The organism is Bradyrhizobium sp. DOA1 (genome assembly GCF_001593325.1).
Classification (GTDB): domain Bacteria; phylum Pseudomonadota; class Alphaproteobacteria; order Rhizobiales; family Xanthobacteraceae; genus Bradyrhizobium.
Window position 1 is genome coordinate 1,756,015 of the sequence record NZ_JXJM01000001.1, and the last position, 24,664, is coordinate 1,780,678.

The following is a 24,664-nucleotide window of genomic DNA, read 5'->3' on the forward strand; positions in this document are numbered from 1 at the left end:
GCGTAGGCACGCTTGGTCGCATAGACTTGGCCGCGCTTGTAGCGCGAGGCGACATCGTTGCCATTGGCCGCAATCTTGCGGCTGAGATCGGCAATGATGGGATCTCTTGCAAGATCGCCCGCGGCCGGGGCGGGCTCGGCTTGCGGCACCTCGCAGACTTGCGTCTGCGTCCCCTGTTTCTGCGCTTCCGGCTTGATCGACGTCTTGTCGTCTGGCGGTCGCGTGACGGCGCCTGCGAACGAGAATTCCGTCGTCAGCGAGGATGACAGCCAGGGCTCCTGCTCGCGGTTGGTGGCGGCGACGACGCCGTTCTTGGTATTCGCCAGGGCCTGCTCGGCGCTGATCTTCGGTGCGCGCATCTCGCGCAGCAGTTCGGCGACGAACAGGCTGCGGTCGCTCTTTCCGGTGGGCGCGACTGCACCGAGCGCGGCGGAGTAGAGCACCAGCGAATTGTTCGGCGCGATCGCGGGCGCGAGGCCCGCCGAGTAGCGGCGGAAGCGCCGCTCGAACGGGTTGCGGCGGGAAGCGTCGATCAGCGCGATCTTGATCGCGGCACCGCGCGTGTTCATCTCGGCGAGGATGGCGTCAAGGCTGAAGCCGTCGCGCGAGACGTCCGGCTCGGTCCAGATCTGCGCGTCGACCGGCAGCAGATAGCTCTGGCGGTTGGACTGGATGCCGAAACCGTCGAAGAAGATCAGCGCCACCGCGCCGCGCTCGATGCGGGCATAGAAGCGATCCAGCGCCCGCCGCATGGCATCGCCCGTGACGTTGCTCTGGCTGTCGACGACGAAACCGGCGCGCTTCAATTCCTCGGCGACGACCTGCGCGTCGTTGGCGACGTCGCTGAGCACGGATTCGTTGTCGGGATATCTGGCATTGCCGATCACCAGCGCGATCTTCGCGGCATCGGCTGCGCGGCTGGCGGTGCCGCCGCTCAGCATGACCAGGCCTGCCAGCAACAACAGAAATGCAGCGCGCATGAAATGGCTCATCAGCGGAATCTCCAGTCAGGATAGCGGGCACATCCCGTAGTTCAATCGACATGCGAAGTTGCGCCCACACGCTATGATGACGGGCATCGCAGATTGCCCTTGCGCGCACTGCCCGACCTGCCGCAAATGGCTGCAAACAGGAGCAAGGAAGCGAGCGAGCCATGACCAACACCACTGGCGTCATCATCGAGAAGCGCGGGCAGGCGCTCTGGATCACCATTAATCGGCCGGAGAAACGCAACGCGTTGAACGGCGATGTGATCGCCGGCATCACCAAAGGCTATCGCGACGCGCATGACGACAAGGACGTCCGCGCCATCGTGCTGACGGGCGCGGGCGACAAGGCGTTCTGCGCGGGCGCCGATTTGCAAAATTCCGGCGCGGCTTTCGCGATGGATCATTCCAAACCAAATGTTGACTATGCCGATCTGTTACGTTTGTCACAGAACTCCACCAAACCGGCGATTGCGCGGGTCGGCGGCGTCTGCATGGCCGGCGGCATGGGCCTTCTGTGCATGACCGACATGGCGGTTGCGGCCGACCATGTCGTCTTTGGCCTGCCGGAGGTGAAGGTCGGTGTGTTCCCGATGCAGGTGCTTAGCCTGCTCCAGCGCATCGCGCCGCCCCGTCTCGTCAACGAATGGGCGCTCACCGGCGAGCCGTTCGACGCAAAGGCCGGGCAGGCCGCAGGCCTGCTCAACTACGTCGTGCCCACCGCCGAGCTCGACGCCAAGGTCGACTGGCTGATCGGCCGCATCGCCGACAAATCGCCGACCGCGATCCGCCGCGGCAAGTACGCCATGCGCGCGATTGCCTCGATGTCATTCGACGAGAGCATTGCCTACACCGAAAGCCAGATCGCGCTGCTCGCGATGACCGAAGACGCCAAGGAGGGTCTGAAGGCCTTCAGCGAGAAGCGGAAGCCGGTCTGGACGGGTAAATAAGCGACCATTTCAGCCAATTGGGCGTCCGATAGTTGCCGCATCTTCATTCCGAAGGCGCGATGGTATTCAGTCGAAGAAGGAATGATCTTGTCCGCTCTGCTCGACGCTTCTTAGTAGCCGCGATCAGCTGCTTGCCGGTGCGCTTGGCGTAGGTTGGCAGCTGACGGCCGGTCCTATGACGGCCCGCGGCTCGCAATTCTGCATCCGTGAGATCGCTGTCGGCACCCTCGGTGAAGCCTCCGTGCCGGAAGGAGGTAAAGGAGAGTTCCTCGCGAAGGCCGGCCGCCGCAACTATCTTTTTCACGACGTTGCGCAAATAGCGCAGATCCTTGCGCGGTGTAATCCATGGAAGGGGGATGGCCGAGCTACGATGGGCATGGGTGCGCCGGAACACCAGGCCGGGAGGCGAAGCCTTCTTGATCTCGTCGAGTTCATCCGTAAGCTCAGGAAAGAGAGCGGCGCCTGTTTCGTCAAATAGGGGCCACCAAGCCTCCTCTCCATTCTTTGGATGCACGATTCTGACGCTGTTTGGTCGCTCGCTAGGGCGATAGTGCGATAGATCGAAGGCGCCAAAGACGTGCTGTTCCCGCTGCAGCCATTCCCACGACAACAAAGCAGCAGTTCCGATCGAGCGATAGTCCAGCCTTACTGCGGCAGCTCTGAACGCCACGAGTTCATCCCATGTTGCCGTTGGAGTGGGTCGTATCGCTTGCCCGGGGGCACGCGATCTCAATCCCATTCGTGAAAATGGATTGCTCGCTGGCACAACCTTCTCCTGAGCCCGCTGACCAACGAACCAAGCACGCCGGCAGCTCGCCATTGCTACGTTTACATAGCGACGGCGCTCGCGGACGATTACATCTCCATTCCTGCTTACCTTTGTTACTACCAGCAACTTACCGTAGACTGCGTCGACGAACGCCTTTGTGAAATCAGACAGCCTCTTCGACCCTACGCGGCTTCCATCTTTTAAAATGTGATCGGCGAAGAGTGCGAGACTTTTGGTGTACTGGCGCTGCGTGGTGCTTTCGAGTTCGCGCCACTTCTGGTGAGCTTGGTAGATGCCGATGAGCCAATCGAATGTGCCGGGTTCAGCAGTGACCGGCGTCATGTCGCTCAAACCCCGTGAGCGCCAACTCTCAAATGCGGGCAAGAGGATTTCCTCGACCCGCTCGACGGCACGGAAATAATCGGTCCCCAAAGCCTCGGGCATTAAGTCGCAGCCCTGTCCGCGAGCCCAGGTTGGCGGGGCAAAATAATAGGCCACCCTGTTATTCGCCAACAGTTTTCGTTGACAATATCGAGGCAGTTTTGGTGGCGTATGAACTAAGATCATACCAGACATAAGAGATCCTCCCGTTCCCTGGTATCCGCTGTTCGAATAGGTGCTGCGAAGTGGTCCATCGCCGACTTTGACCAGATCGGCTGCCGGAGCCGTCCTGTTCCGCGACAGCTTACTGGGGGCGGCGCGTCTCCTCGCCGGATCGCGCACGCGAGTTTGACGGTGTCTTCAAAATCCAGGTAGGCGGCCGCCATGTCCGCTCTCATCATTGCGGGCCAGGTTCCGGCGGGTGGATAGCGAGCAGGTATCGGGGTGCGTGGCGAAAATGGGCGGTCTGGTCTCACTGGTGTCTAACAGAGCTGAAGTTCAGTGAATGCCTGACGAGACTCATGTTTGGTGGGCGATGCGGCCCTCATTCAGACACCCGACAATCGAACTGCGTGCTCCTGATGTTTGCACCAAACTCGAAGATGCAATCCTGCTGGCCTGCCTCTATCGATCCCTAGTCAGATATCTCTGCGAGAGGCCAGAGTTGGCGGAAGACGTCACGGTCGTTGACCGAGCCATCGCCGTGGAGAACAAGTGGCGCGCCCAACGATATGGGACAGAGTGCGTCTTCGCGACGAAGGGCGGCGGTGTGAGCATTCAGGAGATGCTTGGCCAAGTCATTGCTCGCGTGTCTGGGGATGCAGCCGCGCTGGGCTGTCTTGCCGAGGTAGAGCGCTGCCGCGACATCCTGGTGCGTGGAAGCTCAGCAGATGCCCAGATAAGAGCATACCAGTTAAGCGGGCACGACTTGAAGGCGGTAAACCAATGGATTGCCGAGGCGACGGTCGTGGGATGAGCGGACGGTCTCAGCGGGCTCCATTTTTGCCCCGAGTCGCAGCATGTGCCGTTACGTGCACATGCCCGGCTTGCAGGCGCGTCGCAGCGGCGCCGTTCATTGGCGATAACTTGCGTTAACTGGCGGCGTTCTTGTTGGCTGAAGTTGAACGCGAGTTGGAACGGCCGACGTCCTGAAACGTCTGTCGCACACACCCTTACTTTGGAGGTTCAAGATGCTGAGGAGATCCTTTCTGCTGGCTCTGGGCGGGCTCGGCGTATCCACATGCGCGGCACAAGCCCGAACAGCCCCGCCGAGAGATTTTCGCACCGCCGACCTGATGGGCGGTGCATTTGCGATGCAATCCAGCCAGCTCGCGTTGACACGCACCCGCAACCCCGAGGTCGTCAACTTTGCCAACGCAGAGATCGCAGAGCAGGTTCAGGTCGCGAATGCGCTCAGGGCGGCTCCTGGGTCAGCCCCGCTTCGGCCCGACCACGCTGTATTGCTGAAGCGGCTCCAAGCAACACCATCGGGCTCCTTCGAGCGCATGTTCGTCCAAGGACAAATCCGTGGACATCAGGAGCTGCTTGCCCTCAACGAATCCTACCTGCGCAGCGGGAGCAATCCGCAGGAGCAGCAGGTTGCGCAGATGTCGCTGCCAATCATTCAGCAACACCTCGCAATTCTCAATAATTTGAGGGAGTTGGCTTAGCGCAACGAGAGAAGCTTGAGCGCCCTGGGCTGAGGAGCTGGGCTCGCCGGAAGAGTGCCTCTCGACGTAGTCCAGAATCAAATCCTCACGGAGATTGCCGACGTTAATCTTGAAGATGCAGCATCTGGGGCTTAGCCGCGGACAGGATAGATCCATATGCCGATGAGCGACACCTGGCGAAGGTCGAGACGGCGCTGTCTTGGCTCCAGCCGGAGCGGGACTAGTGATCCGCTGCCGTTTTAATCAAAGACCTGGAACGTGAAAGGGATTGCGGTCTTCTCCCACCGTCCAGTGGAGGAGGCAATAGATGAACATAAGACCGTTGGTTCCAGCCGTAGCGTTCGTGCTTATGGCCTTAAGTTCTGCGGTACCGGCCCAGCCCGCAAGATGGGCAACCTACGCCATCCCGGAGACCGGTACCTCGGTCGACGTTCCAATATCGATCTTCACTGTAGAAGCGGGCAAGCCCGATGGTAGCGGTCAACGCTTTCGGACGCCGGACGGGCGGGCCGACCTGACCATTCAAGCCGTGCCGAACGTTGCCGAGGATTCGCCCGCCGCGTTTCTTGCGAAGAAGCAGCCGCCGCCCCGCATCCAGTACAAGCGGGTGACCTCGCGGTTCTTCGCGGTCTCCAGTTACAAGGGAGACAAGGTTTGGTACGACCGGTGCAACTTCTCCGCAACGACCGTCCACTGCGTGCTCATCAACTATCCGGCCAGCGAGGAGCGCGAATGGGACGAGGTCGTCACGCGCATCAGCCTGTCGCTTCGGGGCAGATAGCTCTCGTTCCACCGACGGATCACTGGAGCTTGCGGCCGAGGCGCTTCATCATCACTCGGAGTTCGTCGATGTACTCCTGCACGATTCTGCGAGCCTCGGCGTCGCGTTGCGGATCAAGAGCAGGCTCCTCAGGTTCCTTTTCTGCCATGTCGGCAGACTAGTCGCCCCCATGGCTCCCGTCATCATGAACCCGCGATAACTGCGCTTTCACACCCTGTTCATTCGGCGCGGGCTAATCCGCCCACGCTCATGGCGTGAGGTAGGCCGACGCCCTTCGACCCCATGGCCGCCGCGGTCGATTGGCTCGATGCCTACCGCGCCGGCGATATCGAAAGCTTTTTGGACATGTACGCCGATGATGCCGTGGTGCACTTTCGCTGCGGCGGTGCGGCGATCTCCGGCGGGACGGCTCTGCGCGATTTCTGGGTCGACCGCTTTCGTCGGTACCCGGCGTCGGAGCTGGAAACCCTGGAGCCGTCCGCGGACGACATTTTGATCACGTACCGTGTTCCTGCCGGCCTGGCGAGCGCGATTATGATCTTCGATGCGGATGGGAAGATCGTTTTGGTGATCTGCAGCCCGATCGCAACGAAATAGGACCGATGGGTTGCCTCAGCTGCACACGCGATTTCTACCGGCGTTCTTCGCCCGATAGAGGGCCAGATCCGCCCGGCTCAGGATCTCGTCCGGCGCTTTGTCGCGTCTCACCTGAGCGACGCCGGCGGACATCGTCACCGCCACGCCTTCTCCGAGCGCATCCCAGTTCATCTCGGCCACGATCCGTCGTATCCGGTCGACGACCTGCACCGCTTCGTCCTGCGGAGCGCCAGGAAGAACCAGAAGAAACTCCTCGCCGCCATATCGCCCGAGCTTGTCGACCGCCCGGATGTTGGCTGCGACGCAGATCGCGAAGCTCCTCAGCACCTCGTCTCCGACGGGATGTCCATGACGATCGTTGATCCTCTTGAAGAAGTCCAGGTCGACGATGGCGACCGAGCACGGCGACCCGCTCCGCTGGGCGCGAAGCATCTCCTCGTTCAGGGCACGCATGACGTACCGGCGGTTCAGGACTCCCGTGAGCTCGTCGACCTGCGCCAGCTCCTCGATGCGAGCGTGCGCCTCCTTGAGTTGGTTGCCGCGCTTGTAGAGCATCTCGCGAAGGGAGCTTCCATAAAGCCCCGTAAAGGCGCAGCGCCCCAAGGCGGTCACGAAACACAGAAGGGCCAGCTGCCGCTCGGCCGGAGTACCCATCGGCATCGCGATCGGGCGATCGGTACAGACGAACAGAACCGTCAGTCCGACTGCGGCGAAGGTCCATACCGCGCCAGTCTGCTTCGCGCTCATGCGGAGCGCGCCGAAACCCAGGACGATGAAGAGGACGCTGACGAAGTAGAACCCTACCTCGGGCGCCAGGTAGATCGCCGTCAGCTGAATGGCGATGCTGCCGAAGCTTTGTGGCACCGTAAGATAGTGATCGCGAAAACGGTCCGTGAAATGCAGCTCGGACGCGGCCAGCATCAGACCGGTCCAGCCAACGCCGGCCGCCCCGTACCCCACGCCGATCCACCCATCGGTCGTGCCGGCCAGATGATAAAGCCAAAGGATTGCGGCATCCAGAACGTAGCTGACCGACTGGGCGACATAGGTCGGGCGCCGCCGGCGCGCGCGCTTGACGGCGTCCTTGGACGCTTGAGCAGGAACCGAGATGTCGGAGAGGGCCTGTGCCATTGCATCGTTTTCCCGGCCCACAGGAAGACGCAAACCGGTTAAGAATCACTTCTCGGAAAGCTCCCGGCGACGGACTAACAACCTCGGCAGATGCTCTTGATCTTCTTTTCCAAGGCTATGTCGGCCGGGGAGGCAACCGACGGTCCGGGACTATCAAGCCGCCCAGCTCCGCTGGCGGCTTCTCTTTTGGCTCGCCCCTCCCTCAGGAGGCATTCGCCCTCGCTCGTTCACGGGCTTCACGGCGACGCTCCCGGCGATCTTTCGAAGCGGTTTGCAGCCGCTCTGCGTCCGCCTTCGCGGCGCGAGACGATTCGTGCTAGACATCAGGGGACGAGACAACGACGGCCCGCCTTGACAGCCCATACCATTGCCGACCCGCAATCCTTCATTCGCGCCAACACCCGGCTGCGGTCGGTACCACTGGTGCCGGAAGTCGCGGTCTTCCTCGCCGATGAATCGGTGCCGCTCTGGCAGCAGACCGAGAACGAGCTGAACGAGTCCGGCCTTCCCCGCCCTTCTGGGCCTTTGCCTGGGCGGGCGGCCAAGCGCTGGCTCGCTACGTGCTCGATCATCCTGATACCGTGCGGGACCGGCGCGTGCTCGACATCGCTTCCGGCTCCGGGCTCGTCGGCATCGCGGCGATGAAGGCGGGCGCGGGCGGTGTGACCGTGTCCGACATCGACGCCTTCGCGATCGCGGCGGCCGAACTTAATGCGGAGGTCAACCAAGTCCACCTCACGTCGTGCGGCGATGACGTCCTCGACACTCAACCAAACCACCGATGGCAGACCATCCTCGCGGGCGACATTTTCTATGAACAGGACACCGCGGCGCGTGCCTTCGCATTTCTGGCCGACCATGCGCGGGCCGGCGCGACCATCTTGATCGGCGACCCCGGGCGCACTTTCCTTCCGAAGGCAAAACTTGTCCGACTCGCCGACTATCGCGTACCGGTGATCCGTGACCTAGAAGACGCCGAGATCAAGCATACGTCGGTTTGGACCATTTCGTCGGATTCAATGTAAGTTGCGTTGCGCGGCGTCAGTCGTGGTCTCGGCGAATTCAGGCGCGCAACAGCGCATGCACCACCAGATCAAAGGCGGCCTCGAGGTTGCCGCGGCGCGGGTTCCAGATATGAGCCACGTACTCCACTGACACCGGCTAAGTGAGACGCGCCTAGCTGAACCGGCTTTCCCTGTTAGAACGAAAACGAGATCCCAGTCTCGACTTCAGATCTCGGATCCGCGTCAGAGCTTCAGAGAGCACCGGCGGGAAGTCTGCCACGCAGACGTGGACTCCAGAAAGTCCATCATTCGCCGCCAGTAGCCGTAGGCCCACGCGAAGAGAGGGATCGACAGCAGCTTCGTCTTGTTCAACTGAAAAAGTCTCTCGACCACGGTCAGCTTGAGGACTTCCGCGGCGATAAATACGGTGGCTCCCGGAAGGAAATGGCCGGTACCGAGCAGATAGGCGCTCAGCGGCTTAGCGGGCTCCAGAATGACGACAGGTACCGCAAACAAGGCGAAGGACTGATAAGGGCCCAAAGACGTCACCCAACGCCGAACCCTCTCCAAGAGCCTCTTTCTGCTGAGCCAGGCGGTGATCGGCCCCGTGATCGCCGAGAACAGCGCATCGACGGTAAAATAGACGGTCGCGATCGCGAATATCGGTGCTTCCCAGACGCGCGCCATTTTGTCCTCCAACCAGAGAAGGCGCATGACGCCAAGTCGTTCCGCCGCATACCCACAAGTTCCGGCCGGGACGAGGAAGGTCCAGGGCCTCCGATTTCAGCTCGTTTTCGCGGCTGACGTGGCCGCTGCGCCCACGTGAGCGAGTTACGGCCGGGCGTGGAACTCGCGGGCGTAATTGTCGTTGCTTGGCCGCGGCAGCAGTAGCGAGGAGAACACGTGAACCGACGCCAGCTTGTTCAAGGGTCGGCCGTGTTGCCGGCATTGTTGCTCGCTCCGCGCAGCGGTTTCGCCGCTGCGTCGGACGACGCCTTCGGCCCGTCCACGGTGAGGGACCTGGCCCGTACGATCGCGAGCAAGCCGTTCGAGGCGCCGGACGAGAAGCTCCCGAGCGGATTGAAGGACGTGGATTACGATCAGTACCGTTCGATCCGCTTCCTGCCCGAGCGCGCGCTCTGGCGCGGAAAGAATCTCCCGTTCGAAGCGCAATTCTTCCATCGCGGCTTCTTCTACAAGAACAGAGTCAACATCTTCGAGGTCGCGGACGGAAAGGCCGCCGAGATCAAGTACCGCAAGGCGGACTTTTCGTTCGGCGAGAAGGTGCCGGCATTCGAGGACGCTGATCTCGGGTTCGCAGGTTTCCGCATCCACACGCCCATGAACCGTCCCGACTATTACGACGAGGTCTGTGTTTTCCTGGGCGCAAGCTATTTCCGCGCCGTCGCCAAGGGGCAGACATACGGGCTTTCGGCACGGGGTCTTTCAATCGATACCGGCGAAGCCAAAGGGGAGGAATTTCCGCTCTTCAAGGCCTTCTGGCTCGAACGGCCGGCGCCCGGTGCGACCTCGATGGTCATCCACGCCCTGCTGGACAGCAAGAGCTGCGCGGCGAGCTACCGATTTACCGTGCGGCCGGGAGATACCACGGTCTTTGACGTCGAAATGTCGGTCTATCCGCGCGTCGAAATGCAGCGGGCCGGTCTCGCGCCCATGACCAGCATGTTCTTCTACGGTCCGAACGACCGCAACGACATCGATGACTTCCGCCCGTCGGTCCACGATTCCGACGGTCTCGCGATCTTCAACGGCAAGGGCGAAAGCCTTTGGCGGCCGCTCAGCAATCCCCGCGATCTCCAGATCAGCACCTTTCAGGATCTCAATCCGCGTGGCTTCGGGCTGATGCAGCGGGAGCGGAACTTCTTCGCCTACCAAGACATCGAATCCAGCTTCGAAAAACGTCCAAGTCTCTGGATGGAGCCGATCGGCGATTGGGGCGAGGGCGGTGTCACGCTGTTGGAGATCCCGACGAAGGAGGAGGTTCACGACAACATCGCTGCATTTTGGCGGCCAAAGAATCCACTGAAGGCGAAGGGTGAACACATCTACACCTATCGGCTGCATTGGGGGCCGGATAGCCCAAAGCCGCATTCGCTGGCTCGCTTCACACGAAGCGGGATAGGGGCGCGGGGCGAGGACGCTCGCCTCTTCGTCCTCGATCTGGTCGGTGAGAACCTGAAGGGCATCGATCCTGCCCGGGTCAAAGGCGTCGTTACAGCGGAGAAGTCCGAGGTCAAGAACATCGTCACGCAGCCCAACTCCTACACAGGTGGCTGGCGCCTGAGCTTTCAGTGCCAGGTGAGGGGGGAACCGGTCGAGCTGCGGGCTTTTCTAACCGAGGGCGACAAGCAGTTGTCGGAAGTCTGGATCTACCGATGGGCCCCTTGACCACGGCGCCACGGCCGGTCGCCGCCGATATCGCGACGCAGCGCCTGTTGCCCCGCGAGACGCCGCTTCCGATGGCTCCTGGCGACCTGAGGAAAAGCCAGGTCCCCGACCGCGTTCCTGCGGCGGTGGGTCCCGCGGTGGCCTTGCGACGCGGCCTCATTCTGCTCGCGACGGCGGCGCTCACCGGGGCGGGCGGTTATGAAATGTATCGCGTGCTGGAGGTCGGCGGCGTCACCGTCCTCGAAGCCATGGTGCTGGCGCTCTTTCTGGTCCTGCTCGCCTGGGTCGCCTTTTCGTTCACCTCCGCGCTGGCCGGCTTCTTCGTGCTGCTTGCCCATCGTCCAGGCGTCTTCGCGCCAGACGCGGAACTGCCTGCGATCGCGAGCCGCACCAGCATGCTGCTTCCCACTTACAACGAGGACCCGCACCGATTGACGGCGCGGCTACGGGCGATCATCGAGTCCGTGGAAGCGACGAACTATGGCGAGCTGTTCGACTGGTATGTTCTGAGCGACAGCACCGATCCGGACATCTGGATCGCCGAGGAAAAGGCGCTTCTCGCGCTGAGGCAGTCTGTCGGAGCGCCACGGCTCTACTATCGTCATCGGGCCGACAACACGGCGCGCAAGGCCGGCAACATCTCGGAATGGATCACGCGGTTCGGCGCCGTTTACGACTTCATGATCGTGCTCGACGCCGACAGTCTCATGAGCGGACAGACCATCATCCGGTTGGTCCATGCCATCGAGACCAATCCGACCGCGGGGCTCGTCCAAACTCTCCCGATGGTCGTCAACGCGCGAAGTCTGTTCAGCCGCGTCCAGCAGTTCGCGGGCCGGCTGTACGGGCCGATGATCGCAGCCGGCGTGGCCTGGTGGCACGGCTCGGAAGGCAACTACTGGGGCCACAATGCGATCATCAGGGTGAAGGCATTCGCAGAAGCCGCGGCGCTGCCACAGCTTCGAGGACCCAAACCGTTCGGCGGGCACATCCTCAGCCACGATTTCGTCGAGGCCGCACTGATGCGGCGGGCCGGATGGGGCATCTACATGCTGCCGACGCTCGGCGGAAGCTATGAGGAGGTTCCGCCTTCGCTGCTCGATTTCGCAGCGCGCGACCGGCGCTGGTGCCAGGGCAATCTCCAGCATCTCGCCGTTGTCCCGGCGCGGGGGCTCCACTGGGTTTCTCGACTGCATTTCATGTTGGGGATCGGAGCCTATCTGACGGCGCCTCTGTGGCTTCTATTCCTGCTGCTGGGGATGCTGATCTCGCTGCAGGCCCGCTTCGTACGCCCGGAGTATTTTCCCAAGGGTTTCTCGCTCTTTCCGACTTGGCCGGCCCAGGACGCAGTGCTCGCCATTTGGGTCTTCGTCGCCACAATGGGACTGCTGTTGTTGCCGAAGCTGCTCAGTCTGGTCCTCGTTTGGACGCGGGGCTCGATGAGGCGCCAATTCGGTGGAGCGTTGCGGACCTCGGCCGGAGTTCTCGCGGAGATCGTAATCTCCGCATTGATGGCGCCCGTGATGATGATCTTTCAGTCGATCGCGGTCGTCGAGATTCTGGCCGGCCGCGATGCCGGATGGCAGACGCAAAGGCGGGACGACGGCACGGTGGAGCGCCGGGAGCTCTATCGGAAGTACGGCGTCCCCACCTTGTGCGGCGTCGCAATGGCCGCAAGCGCCTACGCCGTTTCGATGTCGCTTCTGCTCTGGATGTCGCCGGTTATCGCCGGGCTGCTGTTCGCCGTGCCTATCGGTGCGCTGAGTGCCAAGCCCGCTTCCGGCGAACTGTTTGCCACCCCTGAAGACCGAGAGCCACCTCCGGTGCTGCGCCGGGCGAACGACTTGAGCGCGGCGGCGCATGTCGGCATCAAACCGGCTCTGGTGGAGCTTCGCGGATCCGCCGAACTGCTGGCCTTTCATCTAGCCCAGTTGCCGCCTCCTCGCGCCGCACGGCCCGACTCTGTCGATGCGAACCTTGCGGTCGGGCGCGCCAAGATCGATGCCAGCGATACCTTCGAGGAAGCCGCCGCGCATCTGTCCTCGCGAGAGGTTTTCTCCATCTTGAACGACGGCTCGGCGCTCTCGACCGTGTTGCAGAAGCGATGAAGTGTGTCCCCCGCTGCGACTATCGGCGAGAGGCGATGGTTGGTCCCGGGGACTTTGCCTCGACGAAGCCACCCTGCAATGCCGCCCGCCTTTCCGCGACCGCATGATCGAACAGCTCAAGAACGAGGCCGAACGCGGCCATGTCCTCTTGTTCGATGGCTCCCTCGTCGTAGCACTTGAGGGTTTGCGCGATGATCGCGTCGACTTCCCGCTGCGAAGCCAGCAGATCCTGCTCGGATCCGGCATCGCGCACCTCGGCAACAACCGCAAGAATTCGGTTGCGGTAGCTGGTGTTGTCATCGCGTTCGTCCCGGTTCAGATAGCGCCGGAGCCAGGCGGCGGCTGAGCCGATGCCGGAAAGCAGAAGCAGGGCGAACCAGAAGTAGTCGCTATACTTGTCCAGAAATGTCCGCTCGGTGCCGTTGATGACAGCCGCAGCTCCCCTGTGCACCGAGGGCTCCGCCTCCTTTTCCGTATCCGGCTTTGTGATGCGCCCGGCGCCGGCGACGCGTTGCGTGATAGTATCACGTACGGCGAAAAGCTGCCGATAGAATGCCGCCGCTTTGGCTTCCGACAGCTCTTTCCTGGCCAGGACGAGATGGTTGACGCTGATGGTGTCGATCTTGTCCTCTGGCCAGGCCGGTTTGGCGTTGAAGACACTGCCGGGGATCTCCTCGGCTTCGTAGCGGGGGTGCCGCAGGGCGATCGCCTCGGATGCTTCGACGGGAAGAAATTTCGGCGCTCCGCGCGATCGGGTCGTCGCCACGATAGCGGCATTCGTGATTTTGCTGTCGAGGGGACCGACGGCGAGATACGCATCCAGCGTGGTGTCCTGCGCCAGCTTTTCGATCTCTTCGGTCCCGAACTGAGCCGTGGCAACCTTATCGGGCGGCACCCCCGAGCCCTCAAGAATCGTCCTGAGGAGCGCGACGTTGGCGCCGGTCTTTCCGATGATACCGACCTTGTGTCCCGCAAGATCGGCGATCTCACCGATTTTCGCGGCGGCCTTCTTCTTGGAGTCCTTGCCTCTTCCGGAAGGCGACCAAAACACGACGTAGTTCTTGCGGAGGACGGCGAGCGTCTGCGCGTCGGCCGGCATCGCAAGGTCGCTGCGGCCGACAGCCAAATCGGCTTTGCCGGCGCCCATGAGCGCGAGCGATTCCGCTGCTCCTGCGGTGGTGATCGGCAAGATCCTGACCGTCCTGCTTTCCTCCTCGATGGCCTCGGCCATCTCCTGAACAACCTGGTGGTCTTCACTGCCTGAAGGGCCAACGGCTATCCGAAGGGTCTCGGGCTGCAAGATGTATAACAGGCCGGCCGCTGCGGCCCCGAAGGCGACGAATCCTGCAGCCAACAAGATCAACAGCCGTCGTTGCCGTCGATCGGCAGGACCATTGATCGGGGTAGAATCCGACATCAGCAGACCTTTTTGACGGGCTAGCGCTTTGCGGTCGTCTCCGTGGGATTATGACAACATCATCGAGCAAGCCATGCCGATGATGCACAGGAACATCGCGATGGTCGCGGCCCAGCCTAGCCAATAGACCGGCCCCGAAACCATGAGATCGCCCATGACCGATTTTCGCCGTACCAGCAGCATCATCACGGTCATGATCGCGACCAGTATACCGTTGATGACCGCGCTCCAATAGAGTGCTTTGATCGGATCGAGCGCCGTGAAGTTGAGCCCGACGCCGAGCGCGACGGAGAGTGCAAGCACGCTGTAGAAGGCGATCGCCTCCTTCGGCTTTCGCGACAATCCGACCGGCCACTTGCGACCTTCTCCGATAGCGTAGGCGGTCGAGCCGGCCAGCACTGGGATCGCAAGAAGGCCTGTCCCGACGATGCCGAGCGCGAAGATCAGCTCTGCCAGAGCTCCCGCGACGGGTCGTAAGGCTTCAGCGGCCTGGGCTGACGATTCGATGTCGGTTTTGCCGGAGGCGTGCAACGTTGCGGCCGTCGTCATGATGATCGCGATGGCGATGACGTTCGACACTCCCATACCGACAAGTGTGTCGATCCGAATCCTTTTGACCTCTTCGTCCTCCTTCTCTGGCTCGCGCTTGAGTGGCTTCTTGTCGGGATCGATCCGCTGCTCCTCCGCCTCCTGAGAGGACTGCCAGATGAACAGATAGGGTGAAATCGTCGTCCCAAGGATCGCGACTAAAGTCGTCAAGAACGGACCATTCCACTCGATCGTCGGGATGAGAAGTCCCTTCAGGGCCTCGACCCAAGGCACCTTTGCGAGAAAAAGGGCAATTACATAAGCCAGCAAAACGAGCGTCAGACATTTCAGGATCGCCACATAACGCTCATACTTGAAGAAGATCTGCGCGATGACGGACACCGCGCCGAAGAGCACGACGTAGAGCGTCCCCGGTCCCCCGATTAGAAGCTTGAGAGCATCGCCCATCGCCCCAAGGTCGGCGGCGACGTTGATAGTGTTGGCCACGAAAAGCAGCACGATCATAGACCAGATGACGGGAGTGGGGAAATTCCGGCAGACGTTTCCGGCGATGCCGTGCCCCGTCACACGGCCGATGCGACCCGAGATCTCCTGGATCGCGGCCATCAGCGGATAGGTGATCAGCATGGTCCAGCCGATGCCAAATCCCAACTGGGCGCCAGCCTGGCTGTAGGTGCCGATCCCGGATGGATCGTCGTCGGATGCGCCCGTGATGAGTCTTGGCCCCAAGCGCTGTAGGAAGCTGTCCTGATCTTTATCCTCGACCGGCTTCTTGCGCGTTTTCTTCCTCGCCACTCGTCGCCCTCGCTGCCGTGGATCCGATTCCGGAACTCATAACGTCGGTGCAGGCGAATTTGTTCGGCGCACTCTTGGCGAGGCCGACTTCGAAAGGGCTCTCGGGCCCGCCCACGCTCTCGGGAAAAATAGGCAGTGACCCTGCTGTTTTTCCGGAACCTTGCCATCTTTAGCGGGTTCTCGCATGCCGCATCTGGCGGCGAGGAGAAAAACAATGAACAAGTTTCTACTGGCGACGACCATGGCCGCGCTGCTCTCGACGGGCGCGATGGCGCAGTCGACGGTCGTCACCACCACCGGCACTGGTCACGTGGCGGCCGTGCAGATCGAGCCGGAATATCGCACCAAGATCCGCACCTACGTGACCCAGCACCAGGTTCGTCCGGTGCAGCAAAAGATCGTGGTCGGCCAGCCCGTGCCGCGCGAAGTAGAACTCGATGCGGTGCCCGCCGACTGGGGTCCTTCGCTGACCAAGTACCGCTATGTCTACTCGGGCGAGCGTGTGATGCTGGTCGATCCGTCGACCCGCACGGTCGTCCAGGAGATCGACTGAGCTCCCGGCGGGTCGCTGATCGTTGCGGCCCGCCACCCCAACCGCCCCGCCGTACCTTGATTTCCCATTTGCGAGCGGCCGTCCATGCCGATTATTCGTTATTTCGTCTTCGTCGGCGGGCTCTTGCTGGCGCTGCTCTTCGCTGCGGATCGGTACATGCCCGCTCCCGTCGAAGCCGTCGCCGTGGCCGACCCCGACAGGACTATCATCCGGATCACATCGGCGAGGAGCCTTCCGGAGAAGATCGTCTTCGATACTAGGCAGCGGGCCGAGGCACCGATGATCGTGCAGGCCGAACCGATCCCCGAAGAGCCCCTGCGAGAAGTGCGAGAAACCATGGCCGCCTTGCCTGCAGCACCTTCCGGCGAGGCCCGGAAGGAAGCGCCGGCCCGCGCTGCGGCGGTCGTCACGCATCCGAAGCGGTCGGCAAAGCTGCAGAAGCGGACACCCGACCGGCGTCTCGCCTTCGAGCGGACTGATCCATTTGCCGGCAGATGGTGGTGAGCGGAAGCGCGACCGGGGTCCAAAGGAGAAGGCCGCTCCCTCGGGGTGCGGCCTTCGTTGCCTTCACGTGCGCCCGCTCTCACCAGTGGCGGTGGTGCCGATGCCAGTGATGGCGAACGAGCGGATAAGACCCGCGATAGTAAGCGTAGGCCGGGCGGACGACTCGGCGGTAGCGATAACCGTAGGACACCGGCGCCGTGTAGTAGGTCGTGGTGTAGCCGCTGCCCCAGCGATAAGGCTCGTCGTACCCGTAGTCATAAGCGTAGGGACCGCCGTAATAGCCGGCTCGATAGTAACGAGGGCCGCCGTAGTAACCATAGCCAGGTCCCCAGCCGTACGCGGAGGAAGCAATCCCTCCGATGACGGCACCGGCAACAAGGCCGCCGGCGATGCCTGGTCCCCATCCGCCCCAGCCGCCTCGCCAGTGAGCTTCGGCGGGAACTGTCGTAGCTACGGAGGCCAAACCGAGGGCGCCGACCATCAGCGCCGACATTGCGAACTTCTTCATCGATGATCCTTTCACGTTGTTCAAGCGCCCCGCCGACAACGGGAAAAAAGGGCAAATGTTTCGGCCGCCCCGGCAGCGGACGAGCAATAGGGTTCGGTGCCAGGGCAAGCCACACTCGACATCGTCGAGCTTTGGACCACAACAAAAGGCTTAGGTAGAGTTCAGTTCATGCGGCGGCGCGAGGTTTCGGACGCTTACCTCGATGCGATCTGGTCGCGTCATCACTGTTGAATTCGCCTGCTTCTGCGGTAAAGCTAAACCTTCTCGCGCTGGGATTCCCATATTCGATTTGACTACAACGGGCCTTTGCGCGCCGATTCGAAGAGGTTTGAGTCTCGCGCTATTAAACCGGGGCGCGCATCCACGCGGCCACAAGGATTCTGGAAGCGGCGACGAATGGCTACACCTCGCCGGATAAGCTGAAGCAAGTGGACGCGAGGCGCTCCCGGACGTTCCGACGATGTGGCGATAGACGGAGAAGGCGGGGCAAACTTCCAAGTTACCGTGCTCAAGATCCTGGTGAGCTATCCCGATGGATTCGCCGCCATGGCTTACCTCAAGGGCAATTCAGGCGACGAGCGGACGCGACCGGGCCGAGCGGACCAAGCGCCTCGCCGCTCGGGTACCGGTGCTCGACATCTTCTCCCAAGGCCTGGGCGAGCGTCTGAACGGCGGATGGGCGGATCAAGGAGAAGGGCCGTGCCGTGCTCGACTTCATGGAAGCAAGGCCTGCCGAGAGGACGACGGAGAGCGCTGCGCCCGTCGTGGCCGCCGGCTTCAAGAGCCCTTTTGCATCGCAAAGGCGATTATTGGGCCAAAGTAGACCTCGCCCAATCTGATCGGCTCGATAATTTTACCTTCGAGACAAGTCCCTGGGGGTCGTGGCATGCGGGATTATCCGCAGAGTAGCCAGCGTTGCGACCGGTTCGCTCAATTCGCGATCGTGCTGAAAAAGCGTAGGCGAAGCCGCTGGAAATGGGGTGTCTTTGGCGCCACGGGACAGGCTCTTATGTCCGGCTTGGAGCACACTCGAGCGGGAGCACGATACAAGGCGGATCGCGCCCTCTTCCTTCTGCTGTGCGCCAGTGCTTCTCGCCTGTCCGAAGCGTCCTTTGAAGAAGATGAGCTATTGCTTCGCGCCGACGCAGTCTTGTCAGAGGCCCGCCGGCGCAGGCACGAAAGCGAGTTTGGGATCGCAAGGCTCCGCCGACCAAGAGAAGCTCTTTCCGAAAACGTCAAGAAGCTCCGTTCGGCTCTTGAGGCAATCGCTCTCCAGGCCGCATCGGCGCGATCTTTTATGCGGCGCGCATCGGAGAAATTGGATGACGCCGCTGCATATCGGTCGCCGGCTGCTAAAGATCCTTACGCAGGTCCTTGAAGCGAGGCCGAGAAGAACCCGCTGGCACATACATAGCAGACTGTTCCTGACCGCCCGACGGCACTGCGGACGCTCCGCCTATTGTTTTGAGATTCGACGCTGCCGGAAAGATCAAGGCCCTGAGCTGTGGTTCGCCAGAACAAATATATGTGCCATGTCTACTTTGATGGCCTGAGATCTCGCCTTCTCCGATTGGAATACAGGACACTGTATCAATTGAGATCACGCCGCTGGATTTCTGGCCGCAGGATATCACCGCGGCCGGCATTGCGTCGGCGCGTCGGCGGTCCCGGTGCGTCTTGGTCCGGCCCCGGGGACGCCCGGGATCGTCGCGGTGGAACGTTTGCGCGTTTGCCTAGTTTTCCCGATGCCCTTTCCCAAGGGTACCCCAAGTGAAGTGGCCCCAGCTCCACCCGCCCCCCCTGCGAGCTGGGGCAATTCTTAGCCCACTAAGATCCTGCGCTGCGGACAGGCGTTGCAACAATGTCATGGATCAGACCGCACTGTTTGATGAGCTGAGGCGGATCGAGCGATGTAGTCGAAGGAGAACGACGGCTTGCTGAGCAGGAGGCTGTGGTTCTTGATTTGAAGCGCAACGGTCAAGACACGACCCAAGCAGAGGCTGAACTTGAACGGATGCGCCAAGATCAGCGAAGTCGCGACCAAGACCGACAACGACTCCTCTCGCGGCTCCAACCCTGATCGCCTCCGAACCAGGAAAATGATGCCGTTGTGCTTCTCCGTGACTCTGCATCGACAAATTTGCGGATTGTCGGCAACGGGGTCACAAGCTGACAATTCGGCAGGCGCCGCTGTGTGCCAGCAACGGGCCACAAGCGGAACGGCTTGTCACAATACCAAAGCAGCCGTCAGAAGCGGTCTACTTGCTCTCGAGCAAGCTGGCCATGACTGATTAGGCGTTCGCCTGAGGCGGGAGCAGCATCTATGTAATGGTACCGCGTTCAGAGAGCGGGTCCGAAGCTGATTGCTTCAGGGGCTCAACCTCGATCAACTTATTTTCACGTTGCAGTTTATGCAGATCGGGAGCGCCATGTTTCTTGCGGCTGACATTTTGTAGGACCTCTTTGTCGCGAATCGCAAAGCTGGGAACTCGCAAGTCATCGCCTCACCGCACGATCTCTCACCATGGAAGCCAACTCTCTGCATTATCGACTTCTTGTCGCGACCGTGCACTTGGCACATTGGGCTGCCCGTCCCGGGTCGACTCGGTTCCTCAGTTAACAAATGATCGTACTGCAAACGAAGATGGCCACGTGTGTCTGTCACGCTACAGCAAATACACTGAAGCGGGGGCTAAGGATTTGGTACAGCAATCGAAAAATGAGAGATTCGAAATGAAAAAGTTCCTTCTCGCTACTGTCGCTTTGACTGCTCTTGCGGGTACGGCATCGGCAGCTGACATGGCCGCGCGTCCTTACACCAAAGCCCCAGCGATGCAGGCTTCGCCGATTTACAATTGGACGGGCTTCTACATTGGCGGACACATCGGCGGCGCATTCGGCGGCGACAACAACATTCTGGCTCCCGGCTTCACCGGCACCAGCAGCAACGACGGTGTGTTCATGGGCGGCGCGCAGGTCGGTTACGACCATCAGTTCTCACCGAACTGGGTGCTAGGTCTGGAAGCGAACTACAGCTTCCTCGACACGAACAGCAATCCCTTCGTGAACCGTGGGCTCGGTTCGGTCACCGGTCGCCTCGGCTACACCTGGGGTCCGGCGCTGCTGTACGTCAAGGGCGGCTATGCCTGGGCTGACTCCCGCCTGACGAACGGTTTCGGCGGCGGCACCTTCACCAACAACGGCGGTGGTCGCGACGGCTATACAGTAGGCGCTGGTCTCGAATACATGTTCGCCCAGAACTGGTCAGGCAAGGTCGAATACCAGTACTACGACTTCGGCACCCGGAACGCTCTCTTCACCAGCGGCGCTGGTGTTGTTACGGCCGTCGGCTTCCGCAATGACGAGCACACCATCAAGGCTGGCCTGAACTATCGTTTCAATTGGGGTGCTGGCGCGGGCTTCTAACTGGTCACGACTTACACGATATACCTAGAGGGTCAGCCTTCCAGGCTGACCCTTTTTCATGAGGAATAGGTGGCGCGAGAGAGTTCTTTCTTCTCCTCTCCTCGATTGGCCTCGGTCGTAAGGCTCCTGCGCGTACGACTGCGGTACCGTGGCGGATACGGACCAGGGGTCTCACAATCGGCAAGCCGCCGATCACGCACAATGTGGCAGACTTGCGCTTTGCATTCGTAAGCCGACGCTTATGAGTGCACGCCCCAGTTTCCGTTGCGCTGAAAAGGAATGGCGGCGCCAATAACGGCTGAGCGGCGCTACCACGCAATTGTCTAAATCGACATGCCGCCGGAAACTTCGATGCGCTGGGCGTTGACCCACCGATTGTCATCGGAAAGTAGCGCGGCGATCATCGGGCCGATATCGTCAGCAACCCCTGCACGACCTAGCGCAGTCATCTCGGCGACTTGCCTATTCAGCTCCGGATTGTCCCGAACCATTCCCCCACTAAAATCGGTCTGAATCGCTCCGGGGGCGACAGCATTGACCGTAATCCGGCGGGGTCCCAGCTCCTTGGCCTGATAGCGTGTCAACACTTCTAGGGCTGCCTTCAACGCGCCGTAAGCTCCACTCCCAGGCACAATAATTCGAGCGAGACCACTGGAGATATTGACGATCCGGCCGCCATCGTTAATCAATGGAAGCAATGCCTGGGTCAGGAAGAAAACACCTTTAAAGTTGACCCGATAGATGGCGTCGAGCTCCTCCTCCGTCGTGTGCTCGAAAGTGTTGTGATGAGAGATGCCTGCATTGTTGACGAGATAGTCAAAGCGGTGTGCCTCAAGCTCAGACAGCGCTTCCGCAACTCTGGCGACAAACGCCTCAAACGCGCTGGTTCGCCCCATATCGAGTTGAATCGGAATGGCCTTGCGCCCAAGCCCTTCGACATCTCGCGCGACCTCGTCGGCTAGGGCGACGGCCGAATTATACGTGAAAATCAGATCTACGCCCCGTCGTGCAAGGCCCAATACGGTGGCCCGCCCGAGTCCACGGTTACCGCCGGTTACTAATGCAATTTTCTCAATTGGCCCACTGCAACCTCCGGATGTTTAGTTGAGATAGGTAACTGTGGAGGCATCAGAGGTGATACACACGTTATTAATTGATAAAGAATGCAAAATCAGGACCCTGCTGGGAGCCGAAGTTAGCTAGTCGCGCTGAGAATGTTCCGTGCCTTCAAAAGGGCAGGTGAGCCTGACTTATGCGAATGAGCCTTGAAGGCGGGTAGGACTAACGCGCGAGCCTCGGTGCCCAGGCCGAGGGAATCCAGCAATTTTGCGAGCGAAACGGCAGCCTTCAATTCCCAACCATGTGCATGATGATACTTTGCATGATCCATAGACTGGCGAAGAGCCACCTGCGCCGCCGCGCAGTCTGCATTTGGACCCATCAGATATATTTCTGCTTGCGTTCGCAAAAGATCCGGCAACCAGAATGTCTGGCGCATCCGCACAGCGGTTGAGACCGCCGACTTGATAGCTGCACGCGCCTCATCCAATCTTCCGCTTCGAGCAAGTCCGTCGGCCAGCGCGCGTTCAGTTGGCGGTATCACCATATGAAGTTGCTCACGGTAGAGGCTTCGCAATGCACGGCGTAGCTCCTCTACTCCGGCCGCAGGCTTTCCGGTCATCGCGAGCCACTCCCCGCGAAGCGCGTGAGCGGCAGCTGCGAGGCCTTGGAGCGCGTGCTTCTCCGACTGAGCAATTGCTCGGTCCACGTGTTCGAGGACGCCCTCGGTGTTATCATTCCACAACATCACAGGAATCGAATGAATTACGGCCATGCAATAGTTGGAGATGGGATGTAGGCAAGCCGCCTCATTCATCTCGTCGCTTGCCCGGACACAAGCTTCCTCAGGAGAACCGAGTAGCCATAGACAACGTGCCCGCGCAATCTCTGCTCGCAGATGATGATCATAGCCAAACAGATTTATCTGAAGACGACCAATCGACCTTTCAAGCTCAAATCCGTTTTCGCAGTGTTTCAACGCCGCAGATTGATCGCCCGCGAGGTGACAAGCCGCGGCGACCATCCACTCGGCGATGACACGTTCAGATAAGGCAACGCCATGCCCGGCGACCGCTCTGCATCTCTTGGCGACCGCGAACGCCCCCTCAAAATCGCCGAGCCTGGTGAGAAATAGATTAAGGCCCGCTAAAAGGCGCAGCTGCGGTAAAGTCTCTTTGCCTGCTTGGTGCAACTCCAATCCACGCTGTATTGCATTTTGCACCTCGGGCGTGTTGCCCAGAGTATGCATCGACGAAACTGCATAGGCCTCCTGTAAGCGTGCCTCTCGATGCGACAGCTCATCAAAGTCCTCAAGCGCCTTCAATGCGCGATGAGACCAATCCCGGCACTCCATCAACAACCATAGCCCCAGAAACAGAGGAGCAGCATCGGCGGCAAGCTCGATTCCCGTGGCGAGACTTCCCCTCGCGAAGCTCCATTCAAGTGCCTTCCGAACATTTCCAATGTGGGGCGCGTGCCGTGCTATGTCGGTGTACGCGCCGTGCTTCAAAGCCAAGGCTTGGAAAGCCGTCGCAAAATAGAGGGCATGACGATCCGCTATCACGCGAGCTTCGCCGATTGCTTCCAGTTTTGCGACGGCATAAACGCGGGTTGTATCCGGTAGCCGGTAAAACACTTCATCGCCAATCGGATGGACCCAAATGAGTGACTTGTCGACAAGCCTGGCAACGATCGCCGCGATATCGACATCACTTGGCTGACCTACTTCGGCGACGAAGCAAGCGGCGTCGAGCGTGAACAGGCCAACAAACCTTGAAAGATAGGATAGGACGCGCCGCTCTGTCTCTTCGAGTAGGCGAAAACTCCAATCGAGTGTCGCTTGGAGCGTGCGGTGCCGAGGAGTAGCGTTTCGGCGGCCATCCAATGACAGCTCCATTTCATTTGCAAGCAGCCCTGCGACGCCTCGAATCCCATACGTTCCCACGCGACTAGCTACAAGCTCGATCGCCAGCGCGATGCCGTCGGTACGCCGACAAATTTCGGTCGCGATCATGGCATCTTCGTCGCTCAGCGGACCTTCAAAACCGCTGAATGACGCTCTATGCAGAAAAAGTGTCACCGCTGGCGTGGCTATCGCGTCAGCTACGCTTGGAGGATCGCACTCTGGATAGGCAAGCGGACCTAGCAGGTATACCGTCTCGCCGGCTACTCGCAATGCTTCCCTTGATGTAACCAGCAGATGAACACCGGGAGCTTCTTCGAATATTTGACTTGCCAGCGCCGAGACGACTTCTAAGAGATGCTCGCAACTGTCCAACAGTAGCAGAATGCGTTTGTCAGCAAGGAAGCTCAGAAGCTCGGCGATGGGATCCGTTCCCCCGCGTGAGCATTCAATTGCCGAAATAACAGCTCCTGGAACAAGTTTAGGGTCGGTAATGGCGCCCAAATCCACGAAGACAACTTCATCATCACCGAACTCGGCTTGCAGTCGACGGACTAGAGCCGCGGCGACGGTAGTTTTGCCAATCCCACCAGCTCCAACGATGCTAACAAAACGCCGGCTCATCAAACGCGTGCTTAGGCTCTCAATTGTCGCGTCGCGGCCAACGAGCAGCCGGGGCGCAGACGGCAATTGACGCCCCGGCTTAGGAGCTGAAATGCGCATCTTAGGCGATGCCTGACCGTGGTGCTTGCGCTCAATGGAGGCAACAAAGCTGTAACCGCGACCGGACACGTTGATGATATATCGAGCGCCGTCCCGGCCATCACCGAGGGTCCGACGTAGGGTCGCCACATGTACCCTCAGGCTTGCCTCGTCGACGCTAACCTCTCGCCACACCGTCTTTAGCAAGTCACGTTGGCTGACAATTTCCCCCGCGCGATTGATCAAGGTGATGAGTATATCGAGATCGCGTGAGCCTACGCGAACTTCGACACCGTCTTTCAGGAGCTGGCGACGAGAAGGCTTTAATTGAAAACGCCCAAAGAAGATGTCCGCGTCCGCACTGTCGAAAGTAGAAGGGCTGTTCACCATGCGTGGCTTCCCACGGTTTGTCGGCAATCCAAGCTGATTATACGTTCGTTTGCTCACCCATCGGGGTGACTT

The 24,664-nt window shown here is 60.6% G+C and carries 20 protein-coding genes and 2 pseudogenes; 12 read left to right on the forward strand and 10 right to left on the reverse strand.

Annotated features, from left to right (window positions below):
- Positions 1 to 992, reverse strand: a 992-nt coding sequence (locus tag SE91_RS08215) for a caspase family protein (protein WP_061851043.1), incomplete at its 3' end; no start/stop codon positions are given.
- Positions 993 to 1,153: 161 nt separating this feature from the next.
- On the opposite strand from SE91_RS08215, the gene SE91_RS08220 reads away from it, so the two are divergent.
- Positions 1,154 to 1,936 carry an enoyl-CoA hydratase/isomerase family protein gene (locus SE91_RS08220; protein WP_061847217.1) on the forward strand — a complete coding sequence of 261 codons (783 nt, stop codon included), beginning with the start codon at positions 1,154 to 1,156 and terminating at the stop codon, positions 1,934 to 1,936.
- Positions 1,937 to 1,979: 43 nt separating this feature from the next.
- Here the strand turns inward: SE91_RS08220 and SE91_RS08225 are convergent, their stop codons facing one another.
- On the reverse strand, positions 1,980 to 3,281 hold the full coding sequence (locus SE91_RS08225; protein ID WP_156489516.1) for a site-specific integrase: 1,302 nt from the start codon (positions 3,279 to 3,281) through the stop codon (positions 1,980 to 1,982).
- A 310-nt stretch (positions 3,282 to 3,591) separates the two neighbouring features.
- Here SE91_RS08225 and SE91_RS08230 point away from each other — a divergent pair, with 310 nt between their 5' ends.
- From SE91_RS08230 to SE91_RS08240, 3 genes are all read left to right on the forward strand, one after another.
- Positions 3,592 to 4,062, forward strand: coding sequence for a glutamate-cysteine ligase family protein (locus SE91_RS08230; protein ID WP_156489517.1), 471 nt, complete (start codon positions 3,592 to 3,594; stop codon positions 4,060 to 4,062).
- A gap of 214 nt (positions 4,063 to 4,276) precedes the next feature.
- The gene (locus SE91_RS08235) at positions 4,277 to 4,756 is read left to right on the forward strand and encodes a DUF4142 domain-containing protein (RefSeq protein ID WP_082813689.1); all 480 of its coding nucleotides are present in this window, start codon (positions 4,277 to 4,279) and stop codon (positions 4,754 to 4,756) included.
- 307 nt (positions 4,757 to 5,063) lie between these two features.
- Complete coding sequence (locus SE91_RS08240) at positions 5,064 to 5,537, forward strand: hypothetical protein (protein WP_061847221.1); 474 nt, start codon at positions 5,064 to 5,066, stop codon at positions 5,535 to 5,537.
- A 19-nt stretch (positions 5,538 to 5,556) separates the two neighbouring features.
- Here SE91_RS08240 and SE91_RS38000 read toward each other — a convergent pair whose 3' ends face one another.
- Complete coding sequence (locus SE91_RS38000; protein WP_283806221.1) at positions 5,557 to 5,685, reverse strand: hypothetical protein; 129 nt, start codon at positions 5,683 to 5,685, stop codon at positions 5,557 to 5,559.
- Between the two features lie 134 nt (positions 5,686 to 5,819).
- On the opposite strand from SE91_RS38000, the gene SE91_RS08245 reads away from it, so the two are divergent.
- Positions 5,820 to 6,134 (forward strand): nuclear transport factor 2 family protein, encoded by a 315-nt coding sequence (locus tag SE91_RS08245; RefSeq protein ID WP_061847222.1) that lies wholly within the window; start codon positions 5,820 to 5,822, stop codon positions 6,132 to 6,134.
- A 15-nt stretch (positions 6,135 to 6,149) separates the two neighbouring features.
- On the opposite strand, the gene SE91_RS08250 is transcribed toward SE91_RS08245, so the two are convergent.
- Positions 6,150 to 7,265, reverse strand: coding sequence for a GGDEF domain-containing protein (locus tag SE91_RS08250; protein ID WP_082813690.1), 1,116 nt, complete (start codon positions 7,263 to 7,265; stop codon positions 6,150 to 6,152).
- 351 nt (positions 7,266 to 7,616) lie between these two features.
- On the opposite strand from SE91_RS08250, the pseudogene SE91_RS08255 reads away from it, so the two are divergent.
- Positions 7,617 to 8,290: pseudogene (locus SE91_RS08255) on the forward strand (class I SAM-dependent methyltransferase).
- Positions 8,291 to 8,512: 222 nt separating this feature from the next.
- Here the strand turns inward: SE91_RS08255 and SE91_RS08260 are convergent.
- Positions 8,513 to 8,956: a hypothetical protein gene (locus SE91_RS08260; RefSeq protein WP_197489443.1), complete on the reverse strand. Its 444-nt coding sequence runs from the start codon at positions 8,954 to 8,956 to the stop codon at positions 8,513 to 8,515.
- A gap of 261 nt (positions 8,957 to 9,217) precedes the next feature.
- Here SE91_RS08260 and SE91_RS08265 point away from each other — a divergent pair, with 261 nt between their 5' ends.
- Both SE91_RS08265 and mdoH read left to right on the forward strand, forming a co-directional pair.
- A complete protein-coding gene (locus tag SE91_RS08265; protein WP_502687172.1) occupies positions 9,218 to 10,678 on the forward strand; it encodes a glucan biosynthesis protein G in 1,461 nt (486 codons plus the stop codon).
- Positions 10,666 to 12,786, forward strand: a complete 2,121-nt coding sequence (gene mdoH / locus SE91_RS08270) for a glucans biosynthesis glucosyltransferase MdoH (protein ID WP_061847225.1) — start codon at positions 10,666 to 10,668, stop codon at positions 12,784 to 12,786. The genes SE91_RS08265 and mdoH overlap by 13 nt, the downstream gene beginning before the upstream one ends.
- A gap of 19 nt (positions 12,787 to 12,805) precedes the next feature.
- Here mdoH and SE91_RS08275 read toward each other — a convergent pair whose 3' ends face one another.
- Positions 12,806 to 14,203, reverse strand: a complete 1,398-nt coding sequence (locus SE91_RS08275) for a TAXI family TRAP transporter solute-binding subunit (protein ID WP_061847226.1) — start codon at positions 14,201 to 14,203, stop codon at positions 12,806 to 12,808.
- Positions 14,204 to 14,251: 48 nt separating this feature from the next.
- A complete protein-coding gene (locus SE91_RS08280; RefSeq protein WP_061847227.1) occupies positions 14,252 to 15,547 on the reverse strand; it encodes an Nramp family divalent metal transporter in 1,296 nt (431 codons plus the stop codon).
- A gap of 214 nt (positions 15,548 to 15,761) precedes the next feature.
- Between SE91_RS08280 and SE91_RS08285 the strand changes: the two genes are divergently transcribed.
- Both SE91_RS08285 and SE91_RS08290 read left to right on the forward strand, forming a co-directional pair.
- On the forward strand, positions 15,762 to 16,100 hold the full coding sequence (locus tag SE91_RS08285) for a DUF1236 domain-containing protein (protein ID WP_061847228.1): 339 nt from the start codon (positions 15,762 to 15,764) through the stop codon (positions 16,098 to 16,100).
- A gap of 84 nt (positions 16,101 to 16,184) precedes the next feature.
- Positions 16,185 to 16,604, forward strand: a complete 420-nt coding sequence (locus SE91_RS08290) for a hypothetical protein (RefSeq protein ID WP_061847229.1) — start codon at positions 16,185 to 16,187, stop codon at positions 16,602 to 16,604.
- 79 nt (positions 16,605 to 16,683) lie between these two features.
- Here SE91_RS08290 and SE91_RS35145 read toward each other — a convergent pair whose 3' ends face one another.
- Positions 16,684 to 17,112, reverse strand: a complete 429-nt coding sequence (locus tag SE91_RS35145; protein WP_082813908.1) for a hypothetical protein — start codon at positions 17,110 to 17,112, stop codon at positions 16,684 to 16,686.
- Positions 17,113 to 17,658: 546 nt separating this feature from the next.
- On the opposite strand from SE91_RS35145, the pseudogene SE91_RS37535 reads away from it, so the two are divergent.
- Positions 17,659 to 17,951: pseudogene (locus SE91_RS37535) on the forward strand (hypothetical protein).
- Between the two features lie 1,894 nt (positions 17,952 to 19,845).
- A complete protein-coding gene (locus SE91_RS08300) occupies positions 19,846 to 20,538 on the forward strand; it encodes an outer membrane protein (protein ID WP_061847231.1) in 693 nt (230 codons plus the stop codon).
- A 323-nt stretch (positions 20,539 to 20,861) separates the two neighbouring features.
- On the opposite strand, the gene SE91_RS08305 is transcribed toward SE91_RS08300, so the two are convergent.
- On the reverse strand, positions 20,862 to 21,614 hold the full coding sequence (locus SE91_RS08305; protein WP_061847232.1) for an SDR family NAD(P)-dependent oxidoreductase: 753 nt from the start codon (positions 21,612 to 21,614) through the stop codon (positions 20,862 to 20,864).
- A gap of 119 nt (positions 21,615 to 21,733) precedes the next feature.
- Positions 21,734 to 24,592, reverse strand: a complete 2,859-nt coding sequence (locus SE91_RS08310) for an ATP-binding protein (protein ID WP_061847233.1) — start codon at positions 24,590 to 24,592, stop codon at positions 21,734 to 21,736.
- Between the last annotated feature and the right edge of the window lie 72 nt (positions 24,593 to 24,664).

What these genes read in the sequence shown, in the direction of transcription:
- SE91_RS08290 (WP_061847229.1), top strand. Translation starts at nt 16,185, where the DNA reads ATGCCGATTATTCGTTATTTCGTCTTCGTCGGCGGGCTCTTGCTGGCG.
- SE91_RS08230 (WP_156489517.1), top strand. Translation starts at nt 3,592, where the DNA reads ATGCCTGACGAGACTCATGTTTGGTGGGCGATGCGGCCCTCATTCAGA.
- SE91_RS08260 (WP_197489443.1), bottom strand. Translation starts at nt 8,956, where the DNA reads ATGGCGCGCGTCTGGGAAGCACCGATATTCGCGATCGCGACCGTCTAT.
- SE91_RS08225 (WP_156489516.1), bottom strand. Translation starts at nt 3,281, where the DNA reads ATGTCTGGTATGATCTTAGTTCATACGCCACCAAAACTGCCTCGATAT.
- SE91_RS08220 (WP_061847217.1), top strand. Translation starts at nt 1,154, where the DNA reads ATGACCAACACCACTGGCGTCATCATCGAGAAGCGCGGGCAGGCGCTC.
- SE91_RS08285 (WP_061847228.1), top strand. Translation starts at nt 15,762, where the DNA reads ATGAACAAGTTTCTACTGGCGACGACCATGGCCGCGCTGCTCTCGACG.
- SE91_RS08250 (WP_082813690.1), bottom strand. Translation starts at nt 7,265, where the DNA reads ATGGCACAGGCCCTCTCCGACATCTCGGTTCCTGCTCAAGCGTCCAAG.
- SE91_RS35145 (WP_082813908.1), bottom strand. Translation starts at nt 17,112, where the DNA reads ATGAAGAAGTTCGCAATGTCGGCGCTGATGGTCGGCGCCCTCGGTTTG.
- SE91_RS08240 (WP_061847221.1), top strand. Translation starts at nt 5,064, where the DNA reads ATGAACATAAGACCGTTGGTTCCAGCCGTAGCGTTCGTGCTTATGGCC.
- SE91_RS38000 (WP_283806221.1), bottom strand. Translation starts at nt 5,685, where the DNA reads ATGGCAGAAAAGGAACCTGAGGAGCCTGCTCTTGATCCGCAACGCGAC.
- mdoH (WP_061847225.1), top strand. Translation starts at nt 10,666, where the DNA reads ATGGGCCCCTTGACCACGGCGCCACGGCCGGTCGCCGCCGATATCGCG.
- SE91_RS08235 (WP_082813689.1), top strand. Translation starts at nt 4,277, where the DNA reads ATGCTGAGGAGATCCTTTCTGCTGGCTCTGGGCGGGCTCGGCGTATCC.
- SE91_RS08245 (WP_061847222.1), top strand. Translation starts at nt 5,820, where the DNA reads ATGGCCGCCGCGGTCGATTGGCTCGATGCCTACCGCGCCGGCGATATC.
- SE91_RS08300 (WP_061847231.1), top strand. Translation starts at nt 19,846, where the DNA reads ATGAAAAAGTTCCTTCTCGCTACTGTCGCTTTGACTGCTCTTGCGGGT.
- SE91_RS08310 (WP_061847233.1), bottom strand. Translation starts at nt 24,592, where the DNA reads ATGGTGAACAGCCCTTCTACTTTCGACAGTGCGGACGCGGACATCTTC.
- SE91_RS08275 (WP_061847226.1), bottom strand. Translation starts at nt 14,203, where the DNA reads ATGTCGGATTCTACCCCGATCAATGGTCCTGCCGATCGACGGCAACGA.